This is a genomic window from Paenibacillus sp. FSL F4-0122 (assembly GCF_038002845.1).
Lineage (GTDB): Bacteria > Bacillota > Bacilli > Paenibacillales > Paenibacillaceae > Paenibacillus_AQ > Paenibacillus_AQ odorifer.
The window spans coordinates 6066195-6083313 of sequence record NZ_JBBODI010000001.1; the positions used below are offsets into that span (position 1 = coordinate 6066195).

15 protein-coding genes are annotated in these 17119 nt (G+C 42.0%); 4 read left to right on the forward strand and 11 right to left on the reverse strand.

From position 1 onward, the window contains the following. Positions 1 to 205: 205 nt before the first annotated feature. The 5 genes from MHH49_RS26450 to MHH49_RS26470 form a co-directional block, all read right to left on the reverse strand. Positions 206 to 3766, reverse strand: a complete 3561-nt coding sequence (locus MHH49_RS26450) for a discoidin domain-containing protein (RefSeq protein ID WP_341138657.1) — start codon at positions 3764 to 3766, stop codon at positions 206 to 208. Positions 3767 to 4056: 290 nt separating this feature from the next. Beyond that, positions 4057 to 4416, reverse strand: coding sequence for a DMT family transporter (locus MHH49_RS26455; RefSeq protein WP_341138658.1), 360 nt, complete (start codon positions 4414 to 4416; stop codon positions 4057 to 4059). A gap of 17 nt (positions 4417 to 4433) precedes the next feature. Next, positions 4434 to 4760, reverse strand: a complete 327-nt coding sequence (locus tag MHH49_RS26460) for a DMT family transporter (protein WP_036677974.1) — start codon at positions 4758 to 4760, stop codon at positions 4434 to 4436. 13 nt (positions 4761 to 4773) lie between these two features. Further along, positions 4774 to 5307 carry a TetR/AcrR family transcriptional regulator gene (locus MHH49_RS26465; RefSeq protein ID WP_111504005.1) on the reverse strand — a complete coding sequence of 178 codons (534 nt, stop codon included), beginning with the start codon at positions 5305 to 5307 and terminating at the stop codon, positions 4774 to 4776. Between the two features lie 116 nt (positions 5308 to 5423). Continuing rightward, positions 5424 to 5900 (reverse strand): GNAT family N-acetyltransferase, encoded by a 477-nt coding sequence (locus MHH49_RS26470; RefSeq protein ID WP_076144197.1) that lies wholly within the window; start codon positions 5898 to 5900, stop codon positions 5424 to 5426. A 123-nt stretch (positions 5901 to 6023) separates the two neighbouring features. Here MHH49_RS26470 and MHH49_RS26475 point away from each other — a divergent pair, with 123 nt between their 5' ends. The 3 genes from MHH49_RS26475 to MHH49_RS26485 all read left to right on the forward strand — a co-directional run bounded on the left by MHH49_RS26475 (position 6024) and on the right by MHH49_RS26485 (position 9164). Beyond that, positions 6024 to 7691, forward strand: a complete 1668-nt coding sequence (locus tag MHH49_RS26475; protein WP_235219401.1) for a ribonuclease J — start codon at positions 6024 to 6026, stop codon at positions 7689 to 7691. 235 nt (positions 7692 to 7926) lie between these two features. Beyond that, positions 7927 to 8796 carry a helix-turn-helix transcriptional regulator gene (locus tag MHH49_RS26480; RefSeq protein WP_076099285.1) on the forward strand — a complete coding sequence of 290 codons (870 nt, stop codon included), beginning with the start codon at positions 7927 to 7929 and terminating at the stop codon, positions 8794 to 8796. A 44-nt stretch (positions 8797 to 8840) separates the two neighbouring features. Continuing rightward, positions 8841 to 9164: a DUF5823 family protein gene (locus MHH49_RS26485; RefSeq protein WP_235219403.1), complete on the forward strand. Its 324-nt coding sequence runs from the start codon at positions 8841 to 8843 to the stop codon at positions 9162 to 9164. A gap of 106 nt (positions 9165 to 9270) precedes the next feature. On the opposite strand, the gene MHH49_RS26490 is transcribed toward MHH49_RS26485, so the two are convergent. Continuing rightward, positions 9271 to 10827 carry an ABC-F family ATP-binding cassette domain-containing protein gene (locus MHH49_RS26490; protein ID WP_036677991.1) on the reverse strand — a complete coding sequence of 519 codons (1557 nt, stop codon included), beginning with the start codon at positions 10825 to 10827 and terminating at the stop codon, positions 9271 to 9273. A gap of 232 nt (positions 10828 to 11059) precedes the next feature. Between MHH49_RS26490 and MHH49_RS26495 the strand changes: the two genes are divergently transcribed. Beyond that, on the forward strand, positions 11060 to 11644 hold the full coding sequence (locus MHH49_RS26495) for an AAA family ATPase (protein ID WP_076105648.1): 585 nt from the start codon (positions 11060 to 11062) through the stop codon (positions 11642 to 11644). 342 nt (positions 11645 to 11986) lie between these two features. On the opposite strand, the gene MHH49_RS26500 is transcribed toward MHH49_RS26495, so the two are convergent. The 5 genes from MHH49_RS26500 to MHH49_RS26520 form a co-directional block, all read right to left on the reverse strand. After that, on the reverse strand, positions 11987 to 12874 hold the full coding sequence (locus MHH49_RS26500; protein WP_340890869.1) for a DUF3298 and DUF4163 domain-containing protein: 888 nt from the start codon (positions 12872 to 12874) through the stop codon (positions 11987 to 11989). Between the two features lies 1 nt (position 12875). Beyond that, positions 12876 to 13382 (reverse strand): RNA polymerase sigma factor, encoded by a 507-nt coding sequence (locus tag MHH49_RS26505; protein WP_036678001.1) that lies wholly within the window; start codon positions 13380 to 13382, stop codon positions 12876 to 12878. 90 nt (positions 13383 to 13472) lie between these two features. Further along, positions 13473 to 15338: an acyltransferase family protein gene (locus tag MHH49_RS26510; RefSeq protein WP_341138659.1), complete on the reverse strand. Its 1866-nt coding sequence runs from the start codon at positions 15336 to 15338 to the stop codon at positions 13473 to 13475. Between the two features lie 171 nt (positions 15339 to 15509). Beyond that, positions 15510 to 16580, reverse strand: coding sequence for a stalk domain-containing protein (locus tag MHH49_RS26515; protein ID WP_076316222.1), 1071 nt, complete (start codon positions 16578 to 16580; stop codon positions 15510 to 15512). 72 nt (positions 16581 to 16652) lie between these two features. Next, positions 16653 to 17114 (reverse strand): NUDIX hydrolase, encoded by a 462-nt coding sequence (locus MHH49_RS26520; protein ID WP_076099361.1) that lies wholly within the window; start codon positions 17112 to 17114, stop codon positions 16653 to 16655. Positions 17115 to 17119 lie beyond the last annotated feature (5 nt).

Below are 17119 nucleotides of genomic sequence, written 5' to 3' on the forward strand. Positions count from 1 at the left end.
AGATCCGACGCATCTGCTATGACGAACATGATGATGAAATCAACACATCTGCAAAAGATTTTCAAAATTTAATAGTTTAAATTCCCTTACATTAATTTCTTGTTCATGTAGTCATTATCCTTCTTGCAAATTAGAGATATTAGCTCGTTACAAGCTAAAAAGGGAAAAGCTCCTAAGAGCTTCTCCCTCAACCTCGTACATAAAATTAATGAATCGTTAGATTAAAACCGCTCTGAATATAATTCAGATTCGGATAAGCAATGTTAGAAGTTGTCAGGTTATTAAAGGTTGCCGCACCATTGCCTGTATAGGTGTAAATAGCTGCACCTTTATGTGGACCTGAGAACCGTGAAGTTGTTATTCCATCAAGTCCTGTACCGTTAATATTGATGTTGTTGAACACGATGTTCTCGAATCCACCACCATATCCAAATTGAATCGCATCACGCTGGGTATTAATGATGTCTATGTTGTTAAATGTAACGTTCTTGATAGCATCATTTGATGCTTCAAGATCAATTGCGCCACGTTCACCCCCATAAAGATCTTTACTCGTGCCACTGTTAATAATGGTTGTGTCTGAGAAAACTACACCCGTATTATTCTGGAAATGATAACCTGGAAAAACGGTATTCATACGTATGCCGGAACCACCAACTGTATCAATGATATAGTTATGATCAGCCTTATGACCACTTCCTCCAAAGAAAGCAATCGCTGCCGCACGCCAGTTATTCTCAATGGTGTTATACGAGAAGGTATTATTCACACCAGCAGGTGCACCATTTGTGTTACTGGTCCATACTGCAAGACCATCGTCACCATTATTTCGCACACTGCTATTGCGTACAATTGAATTGCTAGTACCTTGCGAGAAGTTGATGCCGTCTGCAAGATTGTTCCGAATCCGACTGTTTTCAACTACCAGCCCGTTAGCATAAATCGCAGGTGTATGAGCGTAGTCGCCTACCCACATTCCGCATTCAAAATGCTCTACCCAGACATCATGGATAATAGAGTTGGTTCCAAAGTTATCCATAAAACCTTTGTAAATTGCATTTTGCCCATAACGTGAGCGCAAATTAGAATTCATATATACATTACTGAAATCTAGCCTACCTGAAATACGGAGTGAAATACCACCGCCCGCAGCATTAGGATTGGTGAACTGAATATTGGTGTGCCAGAGACCAGCACCAGTAATAGTGAGGTTATTGATCATATTACTAGCAGAACCAATCTCCCACATACTGCTAAGATTAAAGGTTCCTGCTGGAATATAAATAGACTTTCCGCTTGCCACGGCTGCATTTACAGTAGCTTTAAAAGCTGCCAGATCATCTTGTCCGTCGTTTGCCACAGCACCGTAATCTGTTACAGATACGGAGTTAGCTGGGCGGGCAATTGCTGTTGGAACAGATTCAATTTCAATGAAATCCACACCATATTCCAAGCTATCTCCATTGTTCTTCTGGATTCGAATCTTGTCCCCAGGTTGGAGGGGTGTATCCATCTTCCAGTGAACTTCATCAAAACGGAATAGTGGACGTCCTGCACTAGGTGTATCGCCAGGCATATCACCTGAGAAATACTGCCAGCTGTAGTATGAGGTTAAGGAAACTGTTTTTACTTTCGCTCCATTCACATACACATCCAGTGAACCATTCAATCCCATCCCATCTGCAGAGTCAGGCATTGTAAATCTCATCGTTACACCTGCGCCGCCTTGACCCTGTCTGACCGTCCACTCTAAGTTCGAACCATTCGAAGGAAGAGCTATATAACGCTGGCCAGAAGCTTCAGAAGCGATTAATGCTTGATCAAAGGTTGGCGCCGATTTCAATGTCGCGCCACCCCCGAGAGTAGCATCCTCGGTATCATATCGACTATACGGCATGCTTGCACCACGCGCAGCATAGACAACGAGATTAGAAACACTTACATTATTCGCTTGCTTGGCAGCTATCTCAGTAGCATCCACTTCAACAGTAGTGGTGACTGTGTAGTTACCATTAATCGCTGTCCAAGTCCCTGGAATCGCAACATTAACTGATGCCCCCGCTGCTAAGGCACCGTTATAAGATCCATTAAAGGTTTGAATAGTGGAACCCGCAGAGTTTTTAAGAACAACGCTTAGACCATGTGAACCACTTGCAGTGGTGATGGTTCCTTGATTCTTAAGATTTACATTGAACGTTACATTGTTATTAGCAACAGGATTACTTGGCGTCCATGTAACAGTTCCCACTAAGTCAGAGCTGGACACTGGAGCGATAATAAGTGAGGCTGGGTTCGTGTAGCTGTTATTCGCTTCATTTTGTTCGATAACTAGGTTGTCTTCATCAACTTTGGCACTAACTGAATACGTTGCGGCAGGCTTAACTCCTGCGGTAAGTGTCATCGATGCTGTTGTCGATGCTCCAGTTGCTAGTACACCTACCGGAGCTGAGCCTACAAGCTCATTATTCAAATAGAAATTAACAGTAGTAGCTGATGAGTTGGCATTGCCGATATTCTTTACGATTGCATTCAGCGTAATCGCATTAGACTCAACCGGATTCGTTGGTGACCAGGACATGCCAGCAATCACCAAATCCGGATTCGGAGCTGGAGTACCGTACACTTCAAATTCGGCGATCTGTCCAGCTGGAGCACCCGAGTTGGCAGTAATATTAAGCTGTAGACGTTTGACAGTTGCGGTAACAGGAATGGTTACTGTATTTCCTGAAGCTGGATTAAACGAATACGATTGTGCTGACACCAGATTCCCAAATGTCGTTGTGTTTTGATTGTGACCGAGCACTTGAATCGTTTGGGTACGTGCTCCCCATGCAGCGGTTGGATTTAACTTTAGAACGATTGAGGAAACATTGTAGTTTGACCCCAGGTCAAGTATCAATGAACTAGGATTACTGCCACCTTCCCAGTATGTGTTGGTGTTGTTGTCATTAGCATTTGCTGCCACAAATGATTGCGTATTAGAGGATGCGGTAATCGATTTGCCAACCGCGATATTACTGCCCGCAACAGGCGTAGCCGTTGGCGTTGCTGTCGGTATGGCTGTTGGCGTTGGTGTGACAGTTGGTGTGGCTGTTGGCGTTGGTGTGACAGTTGGTGTGGCTGTTGGCGTTGGTATGACTGTCGGTGTGGCTGTTGGCGTTGGTGTGGCTGTTGGCGTTGGTGTGGCTGTCGGGGTGTCTGTTGGACTTGGTGTGGCTGTCGGTGTGGCTGTTGGCGTCGGTGTTGGTGTGCTAGCTCCATAAATTTCGAATTCAGATACTTGCGCTGCCGGCCAACCCGTATTGCCTGTTACATTCAGGCGTACATAACGAGTGCTGGTTGCTGAAAAATCAATCTTAACGGTGTTCCCTCCTGCTGAAGGATTGAACACATAATCAGCTGAACCAACAATGTCAGTGAATGTAGATCCATTTGTACTGCCTTGAACAGCGAGTGTTTGCGTACGCGTCTCCCAGCCTGTTGGCAGCTTCAATACGATTTGGTCAATACTTGTCTCTGTACCGAGATCAACTTGGATCCATTGCGGAAATGCATTATTGCTGCTTTCCCAATACGTCTCCTGATTGCTGTCTTTCACATTGTTTGGACTATACGTTTGTGATTGACCGCTAGCCGTTACAGTTTTGCCCAGCGTCAAATTCGCGCCACCAGAGGCACTAACAAATGTGAACGGACCCGCTGCCAGGTATAAACTTGAAATCAACAGGGTTACTACAAGCGACCATACGACATACTTGTTGCGCATTATAATCCTCCTCTTAATGTAGATTATCACTAATGTGTCGCCCTATCTGAGTGCTCAAATGATAGCGTTTACATTCAAATTCATCTCAGAGCACATTAAATAACAACCGATCCTCCTTTCAATGTGAGACACTCTCATTATAGAGAAAGTGAGGATCAAGCTATAAGATGTAATTCTACGGAAAAGATATGTGATACCAATATCGCGAAACTACCCTAAATATGGAATCTATTAACATCATGCCAATCAAATAAAGGCCTGATTTCTCAGGCCCTAGTTTATTATGAAGATTAACTTGTGGTTTTAAGTTCTTTTTCATTAGCTGAATCTGGAGCGTTTAATAAAACCACACCTCCAACTATTAATACTATGCCTGCAAATGTAAGCACACTAAATGGATCCCCCCATATTAAGATACCAACGATTGCGGTTAGAACTGTACCTACACCTGCCCAAATCGCATAAGCTAGGCTTAAAGGTAAAACTCTGAGACTTATGGACAAACTATAAAATGCGATTATAAAACCAATAATAACACCTATAGTAGGCAATATTTGTGTGAACCCTTCTGACATTTTCAGCATAGTTGTACCTATTACTTCGCTTATAATAGCTACCCCTAGTACCCAAAAACCCTTATTCTTGTTCATAACATTTCCTCCAAGCTCTAATGAGATCCACCAGAAAGTTTCATAATGACTACTCCACCAATGATAAGAATCAGGCCGAGTAATTTCTTCAGATTGAAGTTTTCTTTATAAATGATGACTCCAATTAACGCAGTTAAAGCCGTACCTACCCCCGACCAAATAGCATAAGCCGTCCCTAGTGGAATCGTTGAAAGCGCTAAAGAAAGACAATAAAAGGCTGAACCCATGCCGAGTACAACTCCTATTGAAGGTAAAATCTTTTTAAACCCGTTAGAAACCTTAAGCATGGAGCTACCAAATACCTCGCAGATAATCGCTGTTGCCAGTAACACATATGAATTCAACAATAGCCCCTCCTTACTCCGTCATGTTTATTAATTCTTGAATTACTTTATCTCGTAAATCCTTATCTAAAGCTCCTAATCCGAACATTTCTGAATACCATAAACCGTCCGCTGCCAGCCTGACAATTGTGGAACGTACAGGATCTATTCCATCGTTCTCTATATTGTTTTGCCATACTGAGTATTGGTCTTGAAATTTCTTAAGGATATCCGGATTCGTAAAAAGAGCAGCCGAAAGCGCTGTGCTAATCTCTTGCTCTTCCTTAAGATCGTCGTCAATCGCCTGAACAAACGCTCGTCCCCACTTCCCCGTTTCTCTAGATGCATTACCTACTCTTTCTTGAACATTACTGAAAAAATCGCTTGTTAACTCTTCCACCATACTTTTTATTAATGCTTCCTTATTCGGAAAATGGTGCAGCAGTCCACCTTTACTGACCCCGGCTTCTTTGGCAACGGCTTCAAGCGTAAGCTTCTCCACCCCATTATTTTTAACAACAATAGAAGCTGCTAATAAAATACTACTTCGTTTTGAATTACTGTTCACAATAATCACCTCTGTTATTTACTAATCCGTCTGGACGGTTTTATTGTCAAATAAAAAATCATTACCTTCGATCAAAAAAAGCCTGGTAATCCAGGCCTCCAACATTTTTAAAGCAATTACATTAAATTTTTAATATACCACGCATCACAAGCAAAATGCTCCGACCCCGCAAGCGGTTCATCCAAAAGCTCAAATCCATTTTTCATATAGAAACGGTTAGCTGCGTGCATGTTTTGAAGTGTCTCCAAATAACATTGGTTGTAATGAAGCTTAGCAAAGTCCAGCGCTGTATTTAAAAGTTCTTTGGCTATCCCGTTACCTCTAATCGACTGAGATAAATACATTTTTTGCAACTCACATATTTTGTCATCATTCCCGAAAGGAGCAATTCCACAACCTCCTAATACTTCCCCTCCCTCTTCAACAACCCAATAAGCCCGATTCTCACTATGATTATAATAATCTGATAAATGATGCAGGCTGTCATCCTCCCAGGCGAGACCCGCGCGATTCCCGCCAAACTCAATTAGGCAGTCCCTGATGACCTTTTCAATGGAGCTATTATCTTTCATTTGTAATAGTCGGATATTCATGAGTAACGTTCTCCTATCTTTCGATTAGCTTTCTTCAGTTATTATATTGTATCAGCCTTCAGAATGGATAATTATAATGGGAATCAAACATAATATAGAGAAATTTATTTAGGAGGGGCTTCAATGAAAATGGCAGCTAAGCAGCTCTCGATTGCAGCATTAGGCGGGGTTCATGAAATCGGTAAAAATATGTATATCCTGCAATACGCAGATGACATTGTCGTTATTGATTGCGGCTCTAAATTTCCAGATGAAAGTCTTTTAGGAATTGACCTAATTATTCCTGATGTTTCGTATTTATTAAATAATATTGATAAGGTACAAGCATTGGTGGTTACTCATGGACATGAGGATCATATCGGTGGGATTCCTTACCTGCTTAAACAGTTGAATATCCCGATATATGCTTCCCGATTAACCCTAGGATTAATCGAAAATAAACTTAGGGAACATGGGATTTTACGACAAACGAAACTCCATTGTATTGATTCAGAATCTACTTTAACCCTGGGTGCCATTACTACAACATTTTTTAATACAAATCATAGCATTCCAGATTGCCTTGGCGTAGTATTCGATACACCTGAAGGTACCGTAGTTCATACGGGAGACTTCAAATTTGACATGACGCCCGTCAACAAGCAGTATCCAGATATACATAAAATGGCCGATATCGGTAAAAAGGGTGTAAAGATCCTGCTTTCAGAAAGCACCAATGCTGAGCGCCCTGGCTTCACCCCTTCTGAGAAGCTTGTTGGCGCTCACATAGAAGAAGCCTTTTTAAAAGCAGAACGTAGAATTTTTATTTCTACCTTCGCCTCAAATGTACATCGTCTACAGCAGATCATTGATGCTTCTCATTTAACTGAACGTAAATTGACCTTACTCGGCAGAAGTATGGTTAATGTAGTCGGAGTAGCCCAAGAGCTCGGTTACTTAAACATTCCGGACAATATGCTGATCGAACCTGCAGAAGCTGCTAAGCTTCCTCCGGCTCAGGTAACTGTTTTATGTACAGGCAGTCAAGGAGAGCCCATGGCCGCCCTCTCCCGCTTAGCGAACTCAAGCCATCGATTGATGGAGATCCAGGCTGGGGACACGGTTCTGCTCGCAGCCAATCCCATCCCAGGAAATGAAAGAAATGTTTCAAGGATTGTCGATAATTTATATATGCTGGGTGCTAAAGTCATCTATGGTTCACGCAGTGAGCTTCACGTCTCAGGGCATGGTAGCCAAGAGGAACTTAAGCTAATGCTGACTCTAATGAAACCTGAATACTTTATTCCGATCCATGGTGAATACCGCATGCTGCATCATCACAGCTTGTTAGCGGAGGCGGTAGGCGTCAAACCAGAAAATATCTTTATTCTAAAAAATGGGGACATCGTCGAGTCATCGTCTGGTGTTGTCCGCCAATCCGGTCGAGTGACTGCTGGGCAAATTCTAGTGGATGGCCTTGGGATCGGTGATATTGGAAATGTTGTGCTTCGCGATCGTCGCCAGCTGTCAGCAGACGGCATACTGATTACGGTGATTACACTGAGCCAAACCGATGGACGTCTATTAAATGAGCCGGACACCATTTCCAGGGGATTCGTTTATGTCCGTAACTCCGATAATTTAATGGACGAGATCAACCAGCATGTAACATCGACCCTTAAAAAGATGAACGAAACGGATCTCGGCCAATGGAATATCATCAAGCAGACCATCAAAGAATCATTAAGTAAGTTCCTATACGAGAAAACGAAACGGCGTCCAATGATCCTTCCAATCATCATTGAGGTTTAATGTAGGAATGCATCCAAATAGAATTGGCGGATTCTCACTCCATTATGAGTAAGAATTCGCCTTTTTGTGTTTTATAGTTTTAATACTCTTCTTTTATATATTCTGCTGATAGTATTAGATTCAGGTGCAAATTTCTACATACTGAAGTACAACTAAGCAAGAATTATCAAAATCCCTTTAAATAAATGAGGTATATTAAGACCAGAACAAGGAGGTGATCAGGCTGTATTACAAGATGATTCACAATAGTATTGAATTTATTGAGAACCATTTGGAAGAAGAAGAATTGAATCTGGACAGAATTGCGAAAGAGGCTGGATTCTCCAAATATCATTTCCATCGGCTCTTTCAGAAATATGTCGGCAAAAGTGTAGCTGAATACATTCGTTCCCGTAGGTTGAGTTCTGCTGCCCAACTGCTGCTCTATTCCGAAGAACGCATTCTAGATATTGCACTTCTTTATGGTTTTGATAGTCAAGAGGCTTTTACAAGAGCTTTTAAAGGACTTTATGCTCTCCCCCCAGCCCAATACAGGTCACAGATAAAACTATTGATTCAGGAAAGAGAGGAATTTACCATGTCCGAAATTAAAGGTTGGTTCATCACCGGAACATCCCCCAGCAAATATAAGGCATCATTAGATATGCAGATTTACCATAAGGGAAGGAACTCTGTATCACTGGAATGCGCAGAAACTGAACCACTCGAAGGGAACGAATTCGGTACTCTAATGCAGCAGTTTGACGCAAAAAATTATCTTGGGAAACGGATGCGGTTTGCCGGATTTATCCGGACCGAAGAAGTAAGCGACTGGTGCGGCTTATGGATGCGTATTGATGACAAGCTCCAGAATATGCTGGGTTTTGACAACATGCAGTACAGAAGTATTAAAGGAACTGCTTCCTGGAATTTTTACGCTTGTGTGCTGGATATCCCGGCAGAGGCGGATTGTATCAACATAGGTATTCTCCTATCCGGATCCGGAAAGATTTGGCTGGATGACTGCACCTTTGAAGAAGTAGGCCTGGACGTTCCCGTCACTGATTCCCGTGCACGGACAGAAGAATTTCCGACGGAACCGCAGAATCTGAAGTTTGAAGCCTAAAGTTTGCTTACCGGCGGAAAGTTTTGAGGAGTGATCTATTGTTTGTGTTAATTATGGAAATCATGAAGACAGCCATTCAATTTTTGACGGATTTGTTATCTGGGAATCTGCCAAAATACTTTTACCTCTGGTGTGGTCTATTTATGCTATTTGTAATCATCTACGCCTATCTTGAGGTACGGATGAAGTATAAATCAGTCGATTTTATAAAAGGCATCTGCATTGAAAGTGTCTCCCATCTTGCAGGCTGGATCATCGGTATCCTAGTAACCTTGTGTAGTTACATTATCCATCCTCAGTGGTGTTTTTGCGTTACTGTTCAAGATTTCTCAGAGAGATGGAATCATTGCCTCAGACGCCAATTTTAATCGTCACAGTTAATGCAGATGGTGCCTCGGGATAAAAAAACAGGATACCCTTCGGAGAATCGAAGTAAGGTATCCTGTTTAAGATTCGTTAATTGAACTCGTATACTTAGAATACTTTCGTCGTCCAATCTTCGCAATTCCAGATATCGGTTACGATGTCCTGATAAAAATCGGGTTCGTGAGAAATCATAAGAATGCTTCCTTTGTATGCTTTTAGAGCGCGTTTCAGTTCATCTTTGGCATCGATATCCAAGTGGTTCGTCGGCTCATCCAATACAAGAATATTAGTTTCGCTATTAATGAGTTTACATAGACGCACTTTAGCTTTTTCCCCACCACTTAGAACAGCAATCTTACTCTCAATATGCTTCGTAGTTAATCCGCATTTAGCAAGGGCAGCACGTACTTCGAATTGTGACAGAGACGGGAACGTGTCCCAGATTTCCTCAATACAAGTCTTGTAATTGCCTTCCTTCATCTCTTGCTCAAAATAGCCAATCTCCTGATGGTATCCACGTTCTACCGAACCGGACAATGCAGAGATTTCACCTAAAATGCTGCGCAGCAAAGTTGTTTTACCAATTCCGTTTGCCCCAACCAACGCGATCTTCTGTCCACGCTCCATCAGCAAATTAAGCGGTCTGGACAATGGAGAATCGTAGCCGATAACCAATTCTTTTGCTTCGAAAATCATCTTGCCCGCAGTTTTACCTTCTTTAAAGTTAAACTGTGGTTTCGGTTTCTCCTTGGCAATCTCGATGATCTCCATCTTGTCGAGCTTCTTCTGTCTGGACATCGCCATATTACGGGTTGCCACGCTGGCTTTATTACGAGCTACGAAATCCTTCAGCTCTGCTATTTCTTGCTTTTGACGATTATAAGCAGATTCAAGCTGTTGTTTTCTCATTTCGTAGACTTGTTGGAATTGCTCATAATCACCCACATAACGGGTCAGCTTTTGATTTTCCATATGGTAGATCAGGTTGATAACGCTATTCAAGAATGGCATATCGTGAGAGATCAGAATAAAGGCATTATCATACTCTTGAAGATAACGTCTCAGCCACTCAATATGCTGCTCATCCAGATAGTTGGTAGGCTCATCGAGGAGCAAAATATCTGGTTTTTCAAGCAATAGCTTCGCAAGCAAGATTTTGGTACGTTGACCACCACTAAGATCGGCTACATCACGATCCAATCCAATGTCAGTGATCCCTAGTCCACGCGCAGTTTCTTGTACTTTCGCATCAATCATGTAAAAATCTTGATTTGTAAGTGTATCTTGGATGGTACCTACTTCTTCAAGCAGCTTTTCCAGCTCTTCAGGTGAAACGTCACCCATTCTGCCGTACATATCATTCATCTCTTGCTCAAGATCAAACAGGTATTGAAAGGCACTTCTGAGTACGTCTTGAATCGTCATTCCTTTGGTTAACACAGCATGCTGATCGAGGTAGCCAACACGCACCCGCTTGGACCATTCGACTTTACCCTCATCAGGTTGCAGTTTGCCTGTAACAATATTCATAAAAGTGGATTTTCCTTCGCCGTTAGCGCCGAATAATCCGATATGCTCGCCTTTTAGGAGACGGAATGAAACATCCTTAAAAATCGCACGATCCCCAAAGCCATGACTTAATCCTTCAACATTTAATATGCTCATTTATGGACACCTTTTTCTTATTTTTCTCGCTATATTATAAGCAGGATTAACTAAAAACTCAATGGAGAAGCAAAAAATTATCATTTTTCAGGCTAATTTGCGAACAATTTTAGTTTTTGTGGACCGTCACTTGCCGAGATTAGGTTTGCGCTGGCGATCGCTCGTCATCTTTTATATGATAGTATGCATAGATACACTTTGGAGTTGACTTGAGAACTAAGGAGAATTAGAAATGAATAAACTTGTATTTTTTCTTGGTCCAGCTGGAGCAGGCAAAACAACGTTAGCTAAAGCGATTGCTTCGCGGCGCAAAATACCATTTTTCGATATGGATATTCTGCTACGGCCTGCTGCCGACGCCATAATGACTTTACACGGACTGGATCCGGCAGATAGAGACTCAGCAGAGTACAAAAGGTTATGCCGCGATTTAGGTTATCGAATCACTATGGATGCTGCGCTGGATAATATAGGCTTGGACGTCGATGCTTTTGTGGTTGGTCCCTTCACCAAAGAGGCGGCCAATCCTGACTGGATCAGCAATGAGTTAGTTCGGATCGGACGTTCCCTCCTTGATGTTGAAGTCAAGGTTGTCTTGGTAGGTTTAGCCAACGAGGAATTGTACCGGGAACGAATTCAAGACAGACAATCACCACTAGATGAATGGAAGTTCCAGCATTGGAATGAATTCCGCACTTCTCTTGGCAACCGTACGGTAGCATGGCCGCTCCCGGCTGAAAATATTGCGTTGATCGATAATTCTAACCCGGATATTAATGCTACCGTTGCGGCAGTAGAGCGATTTATTTACGTCTAAACTTTCGGACCCAGATGACGTTATTTCCGCTTTTATCAGCTTTTGCGCAGAGTTTCGGACCCCAGTGCAGCTATTCGTTAGAAAAGAGTGCTTGGGGAGTGTTTTTCGTGCCAATAGCGACGATGCGGTCCGTTAGGATTGCAAAAGTGCGATAATGCTGCGTTTAGGGTCAGCTGAGTCCGATAGCTGCTGCGTCCCCCGTAAAATAATGACATCAAACGATGTTTAAGGCTTTGACAAAGAGTTTTGGCTAAACTTTTGGACTCAGATGACGCTAGTTCCACATTTATCAACTTTTGCGCAGAGTTTCGGACCGCAGATGACGTTATTCCCAGAATTCTTTTATTGAATATACTTCTGACTGACCAAATCATCAGCAAGCACCGCGGTTGGTATCACAAATTCAACGGAGCCCATATAACCCGGTGCGACATCGTATTTATTAAACACAATCACAAGCTTACCTTCGGTATTGATATAAAAGCTTTGATCCTTCGTAATGGATGTAAACTGATCCGTTGGCACATCATCGCCATACTCAGGGATCCAGTAAACTTTCTCAGAGTCTGCTTTCATTTGAGCAATCATCTGTTCTTTAATATTTTCGCTGATGCGCTCAATGTATTGATCATCTTTAAATAGCATTGGCAATGTAATAAGGATCTGGTTCACTTTGTCTATCGTATCAAAAGTAACTTCCATTGAAGATGAACCAGCGGTCTCCTCAACATATCTGCCAATGGAGAAAATGCGCTCGTTATCCGTTTTCACTTCATAACCTACATCCAGCCCCAAATGGCCCCCACCTTGTTCCTTCAACGCTTCAATCTCCGCTTGGAACTTTTCGTATAGTGCTTTATTCTCACTTAAATATTTGCTGTTCAATCCAAGCTCCAGTTCTTTGTTTTCCATATCCGTTACGGCTGGAACTTTGATATTAGCATCGTAGTTCTCTTCTTCTACAACGTATTCTTTAATAGTTAGCACTTTTATTATCCGATCAACGCCTGGGATGGAAGATAATGCACTAGCTACGGTTGTACTGGTGTTTATGGCTACTAGAAAAATAACTGCGGCCGCTCCAACACTAGCCACCCACTTAGTTGTTGTGTGTTTTTTTCTATTGGCTTTAAGTGATTGCTTTATAGAGCGGTTTACAATCATATCAAGTTCATCCGGAATGGGAATATCGGTATACTCTTTATGTAATTCTTGTATTCTTTCGTCCATCTTACTTTATCTCCTTTAAGGCTTCATCATCCAGCTTCACTCGCAATAACTGAAGGGCCTGATACAGCCTTGTCTTTATTGTATTGGTGTTCTCATTAAGAACTTCAGCCACTTCATTAATCTTCATATCCTCAAAATATCTAAGCACGATCACACTTCGGTATTTCGCCGGCAGCTCTTCCAGTGTTCTTTTCAAATCCATATCTGTATAGTTATCCTCAACAGCCGGACTATAGGTTTCTATTATCTCTGGCTCCATCGTCTGAACCTTCTTGTTTCTGCGCAAAAAGTCTAAGGAAGTATTCACGACAATCCTGTAAAACCAGCTTTTCACGGCATCGTGATCCTTTAGCAAATCCATCCGTGTCATCGCTTTATAAATAGAATCCTGCACAATGTCGAGGGCATCCTCTTTGTTTTTCACATAACTGTAAGCAAGCCGGTATACATTTTCTTTGTTTTCTTTGATACATCGCGTCAATATTTTCTCGGTTTTCCTATTCAACATGGTCGATTATCCTTCTCTGTTTGTGATCTGGTGTTGTAACAGGAGTAAGACGTTTGGTGAGTATAAAAAAGTTTGGAGATTCCAAATAAATTATTTATTTTCTTTTTCCAAAGCTTTAATTAGAATTGATGCATAATACTTGGCACCCTCACGTTTCAGATGAACACCATCTTTGTAGAAGTAGTCGTCTTTTCCTTCACTAGCTGAGTACCAGTCTACTATGGTCGTATTCCTGAATTCACTGGAAACTTTTGAAAGGGTGGAATTCACAGTCTGCTCCCACTTTCTCGGCACACGTGTATTGACCAAAATAATCTGCTCCGCATCGCTTAACGAGTTTAATAGTTTACGTAATTGCTTGGAGTTAAAAGCTCCATTCGTCCCCAGCTCTATGATCATCCGCTTCCCTAACCGTCCTTCTGCTCTAAGCTGATCAACCACCTCCTGTGCCTGCAGCATCTGTCTGCCGACCTTTCCATCGATAACAATACCAGGGAGACTTTCTACCAAAAATGGTGCCGCATCCAAAATGACAGAATCGCCAATGGCCGTAATATTCTTTCCGGTTTGATTTTTTTCGGTTATCGCTATGTTTCTTTCTGGTTCAGCTTGTTTCTCTTCAGTGTCAGGTTTTTGCTTCTCAACATCCGTCGTATCTTTTTCTACGGGTGGTGCCAATGAGTTGTGATCTATTGGATCTTGCGCTGTTCCTTCTTGCTGTACATTCTGCTTATCTGCAACTTCGATTGTAGGCGTGTCAGATTCAGCATTGGATAAATATCCATTGCAGGCAATCGGAATAAGAATCAAAAAGATCATGGTCATAAGAAAGACTGGGCGGTAGCTGCGGCGTTGTTTCGCACTCCAATGGTTCCAAATGTTTCTTAATGATTTCCGCCGGAGCGGCTCCTCCACATATTTGTATGATAAGGCTGCCAGTAGAAAACTTCCTGCTAACTGAAGGATAATACGAAGCACGCCGCTCTCATCTGGATTCCCATTAGGGCTGGTAAGAATAATTACGGGATAATGCCAAAGGTATAAGCTATATGAACGTACACCTATCCATCGCAAAGGTTTGCAGCCTATTTTCCGGCCAAGAGAACTGGCAGGATGAGCAAGCACGGCAATCACTACTGCAGTAATGATAGAAATGATCAAAAATCCACCACGATATAGTGATTCATCAAATTCGTTAATCCGGTAAACTAGCACCATTAATACCAGCAGTCCCAGAGCACCAATGATATCAAACATATAACGAGATCTTTCTGTGACTGTATTTTTAAGTTTCTGACTAGGCCATGCAACGGCAAGCGCCGCTCCAACTAGAAGTGCAAATATGCGAGTATCTGTTCCATAATAGACCCTGCTTGGATCTGTGCCCGGTACATAGAACATAGCCATGGCTAAAGCTGAGACAGCAGCACAAGCCAGAATCCAGGCAGTAAGTTTACCTCGACGAGGTATGATCTTTAGTCCTAATACGAGCAGCAGCGGCCATAGAATATAAAACTGTTCTTCAATAGAAAGTGACCATAAATGTCCGATCGGTGAAGGAGGTCCAAAGCTTTCGAAGTACGAAACATCATGAAATATTAACCACCAGTTATTAACGTAAAATAGTGATGACATGAAATCTCCTGTCAGCCCATTTAATCTCGTGGGATCTATGATTAAGAGCCATAAGGTGACAACGATCAGCATGACTATCGTCGCCGGCAGCAACCTCCGTGCTCTACGTATCCAAAAGTCCAGAAGGTCCAATCTTCGATGACGCTCCCATTGGTTAATGATTTGGTCTGTGATGAGATAACCCGAGATCACAAAAAAGATTCCCACTCCCAGCAGTCCACCCCCAGCCCATTTCAAATTCAAATGATAGGCTATGACAGCGAGTACAGAAAAAGCTCTTAGTCCATCAATTCCAGGCATATAACGCTTGTTGTCATTCATTCTGTTTCAGTCCTTACCCTTAATTTGTTGTTCATAGGCAGGACGCAGGAGTAGCACAAAAAGTTCTTTTAACTGGTTATTCTGTTATCAAAAGTAAAAAAACACCCGCGCAAGAATTACCCTGCGGGATGTTTTTAAAAAATCTAACTACTTTCACAAACTTCTAAAAGGTTATTTCTGAACTTCAACCTGTAGAATTTCTGATACAAATTGAACAGGTACATAGGTTTTGTTATCTTGCAGAACAGGTGCAGCACCTAAAGCTTTAGGAGTCATTTTTGCGAAAAAGTATGAATCTTTGTTAAGCGTAACACTTGTCCACTGTGCACCTTTCATCAATTCAGCGGTTTTGGTAGACTGATTCCATTTCAATTCATAGTTTAGTTGACTGGCCACATCACGAAGCGATACCATGCGCACGCCTTTCTTATTCGTGAAAGTAGCTACTTTTTTCAAATCTAGCTTAGTTGTATCCGTTGAACTATGATTTAAGCTGAACCGAAACTCTGGTGAACCTACATAACCTGGTGCAATGCTGTATTTAGGGAATACGATTACTAAGTTACCTTTATCGATATAGAACGACTGCTCAGTTGAAGTTCCTGTGTACTCTTCTAAGAAATACTTATCTGAATCCTTTTTAATTTCTGCCAGAATGTCTGCATCGAGCTTCTCTTTGTAGTTAGCGCCCAGTAGATCCGTTAGTGTAACAGGTTCTGCCTCAGCTATATTTTTCACATTATAAGTATCGATCCGCGGCATGCTTGTTCCACCTTCAGAGCCTTCAGTAGTAACAGTCAAGGAGATAACACCTGCTGGAGAACCTGTTCCATCTGATTTCAGATCATAAGTAATGTAAAGAGTATAAGGATGAAATTCCATTTGATCAGCCTGTGCTTTTTTGCCCATTTCTGCGGCGTCTTTCTCCCACTGTGCCAGATCCTTTTCAGCATGAGAGAGGATAATATCGTTCAGTTCATCTTGATAATGAGTATCCAGCATTCCTGTTAGCTGTGGTACTTTTAAATCTGCAATCAGGTATTTACTTGTTGTGTTAAGTACTTTTTCTTGCACTTTAATGCCAGCAAGAGCTGGTGCCTTGGACGGTAAAGCCGCAGAAACATTAGCTGTTACTTGTGTGGGAACCATAGCATGAACCGGTAAAGAAGCTGCACTCACTCCCATAATGGCTACACATCCAACTGCACTCATTTTAAATAGATTTTTTGTTCTTTTGTTCATATCTCGTCATCCTCCATCTCTATTTATAAGTGCCTTCCGATGACACTCATTAGCTAGGACGCAGGAGGACCTCTAAAAAGTTTGCTGGTTTTCTAATTTAAATATAATTTCTTCAACTTCTGTACCCCGTAACTCTACGTAAAAAGGCTGTACCTCATCATTTAGACAATACTCCAGCCGCAGTCTGAGGTTTTTCCATGTGACCATTTCCAATGCTTGTTCTATCGAGAAAAAACCAACTTCTAAGCTCTCGGAACTAGTAGCAGGTTCGCCGCCGATGGCTTTCCCTAGAAATAGGTTAGTACAAATAGATCGATTAACATTTTGAAAAACTCCGCAGAACTTATTAATCTCTATATCAATGCCCGATTCTTCTTTGGCTTCCCTGATTGCTGCTTCTATAAGGGACTCCTCCTCTTCAACCTGTCCGCCTGGCATCTCCCAGCCTCTACGTGGACCTTTTATTAATAAGATTTCTTCTTGATCATTGAATACAACTGTAGCTGCTGAAAGAATATGTTTGGGGGGATTCATATCCA

Excerpts from the sequence above, each read along its gene's own strand:
- MHH49_RS26505 (WP_036678001.1), bottom strand. The coding sequence starts at position 13,382 with ATGTTGAATAGGAAAACCGAGAAAATATTGACGCGATGTATCAAAGAA.
- MHH49_RS26470 (WP_076144197.1), bottom strand. The coding sequence starts at position 5,900 with ATGAATATCCGACTATTACAAATGAAAGATAATAGCTCCATTGAAAAG.
- MHH49_RS26475 (WP_235219401.1), top strand. The coding sequence starts at position 6,024 with ATGAAAATGGCAGCTAAGCAGCTCTCGATTGCAGCATTAGGCGGGGTT.
- MHH49_RS26490 (WP_036677991.1), bottom strand. The coding sequence starts at position 10,827 with ATGAGCATATTAAATGTTGAAGGATTAAGTCATGGCTTTGGGGATCGT.
- MHH49_RS26500 (WP_340890869.1), bottom strand. The coding sequence starts at position 12,874 with ATGGACGAAAGAATACAAGAATTACATAAAGAGTATACCGATATTCCC.
- MHH49_RS26455 (WP_341138658.1), bottom strand. The coding sequence starts at position 4,416 with ATGAACAAGAATAAGGGTTTTTGGGTACTAGGGGTAGCTATTATAAGC.
- MHH49_RS26510 (WP_341138659.1), bottom strand. The coding sequence starts at position 15,338 with ATGAATGACAACAAGCGTTATATGCCTGGAATTGATGGACTAAGAGCT.
- MHH49_RS26450 (WP_341138657.1), bottom strand. The coding sequence starts at position 3,766 with ATGCGCAACAAGTATGTCGTATGGTCGCTTGTAGTAACCCTGTTGATT.
- MHH49_RS26515 (WP_076316222.1), bottom strand. The coding sequence starts at position 16,580 with ATGAACAAAAGAACAAAAAATCTATTTAAAATGAGTGCAGTTGGATGT.
- MHH49_RS26495 (WP_076105648.1), top strand. The coding sequence starts at position 11,060 with ATGAATAAACTTGTATTTTTTCTTGGTCCAGCTGGAGCAGGCAAAACA.
- MHH49_RS26480 (WP_076099285.1), top strand. The coding sequence starts at position 7,927 with ATGATTCACAATAGTATTGAATTTATTGAGAACCATTTGGAAGAAGAA.
- MHH49_RS26520 (WP_076099361.1), bottom strand. The coding sequence starts at position 17,114 with ATGAATCCCCCCAAACATATTCTTTCAGCAGCTACAGTTGTATTCAAT.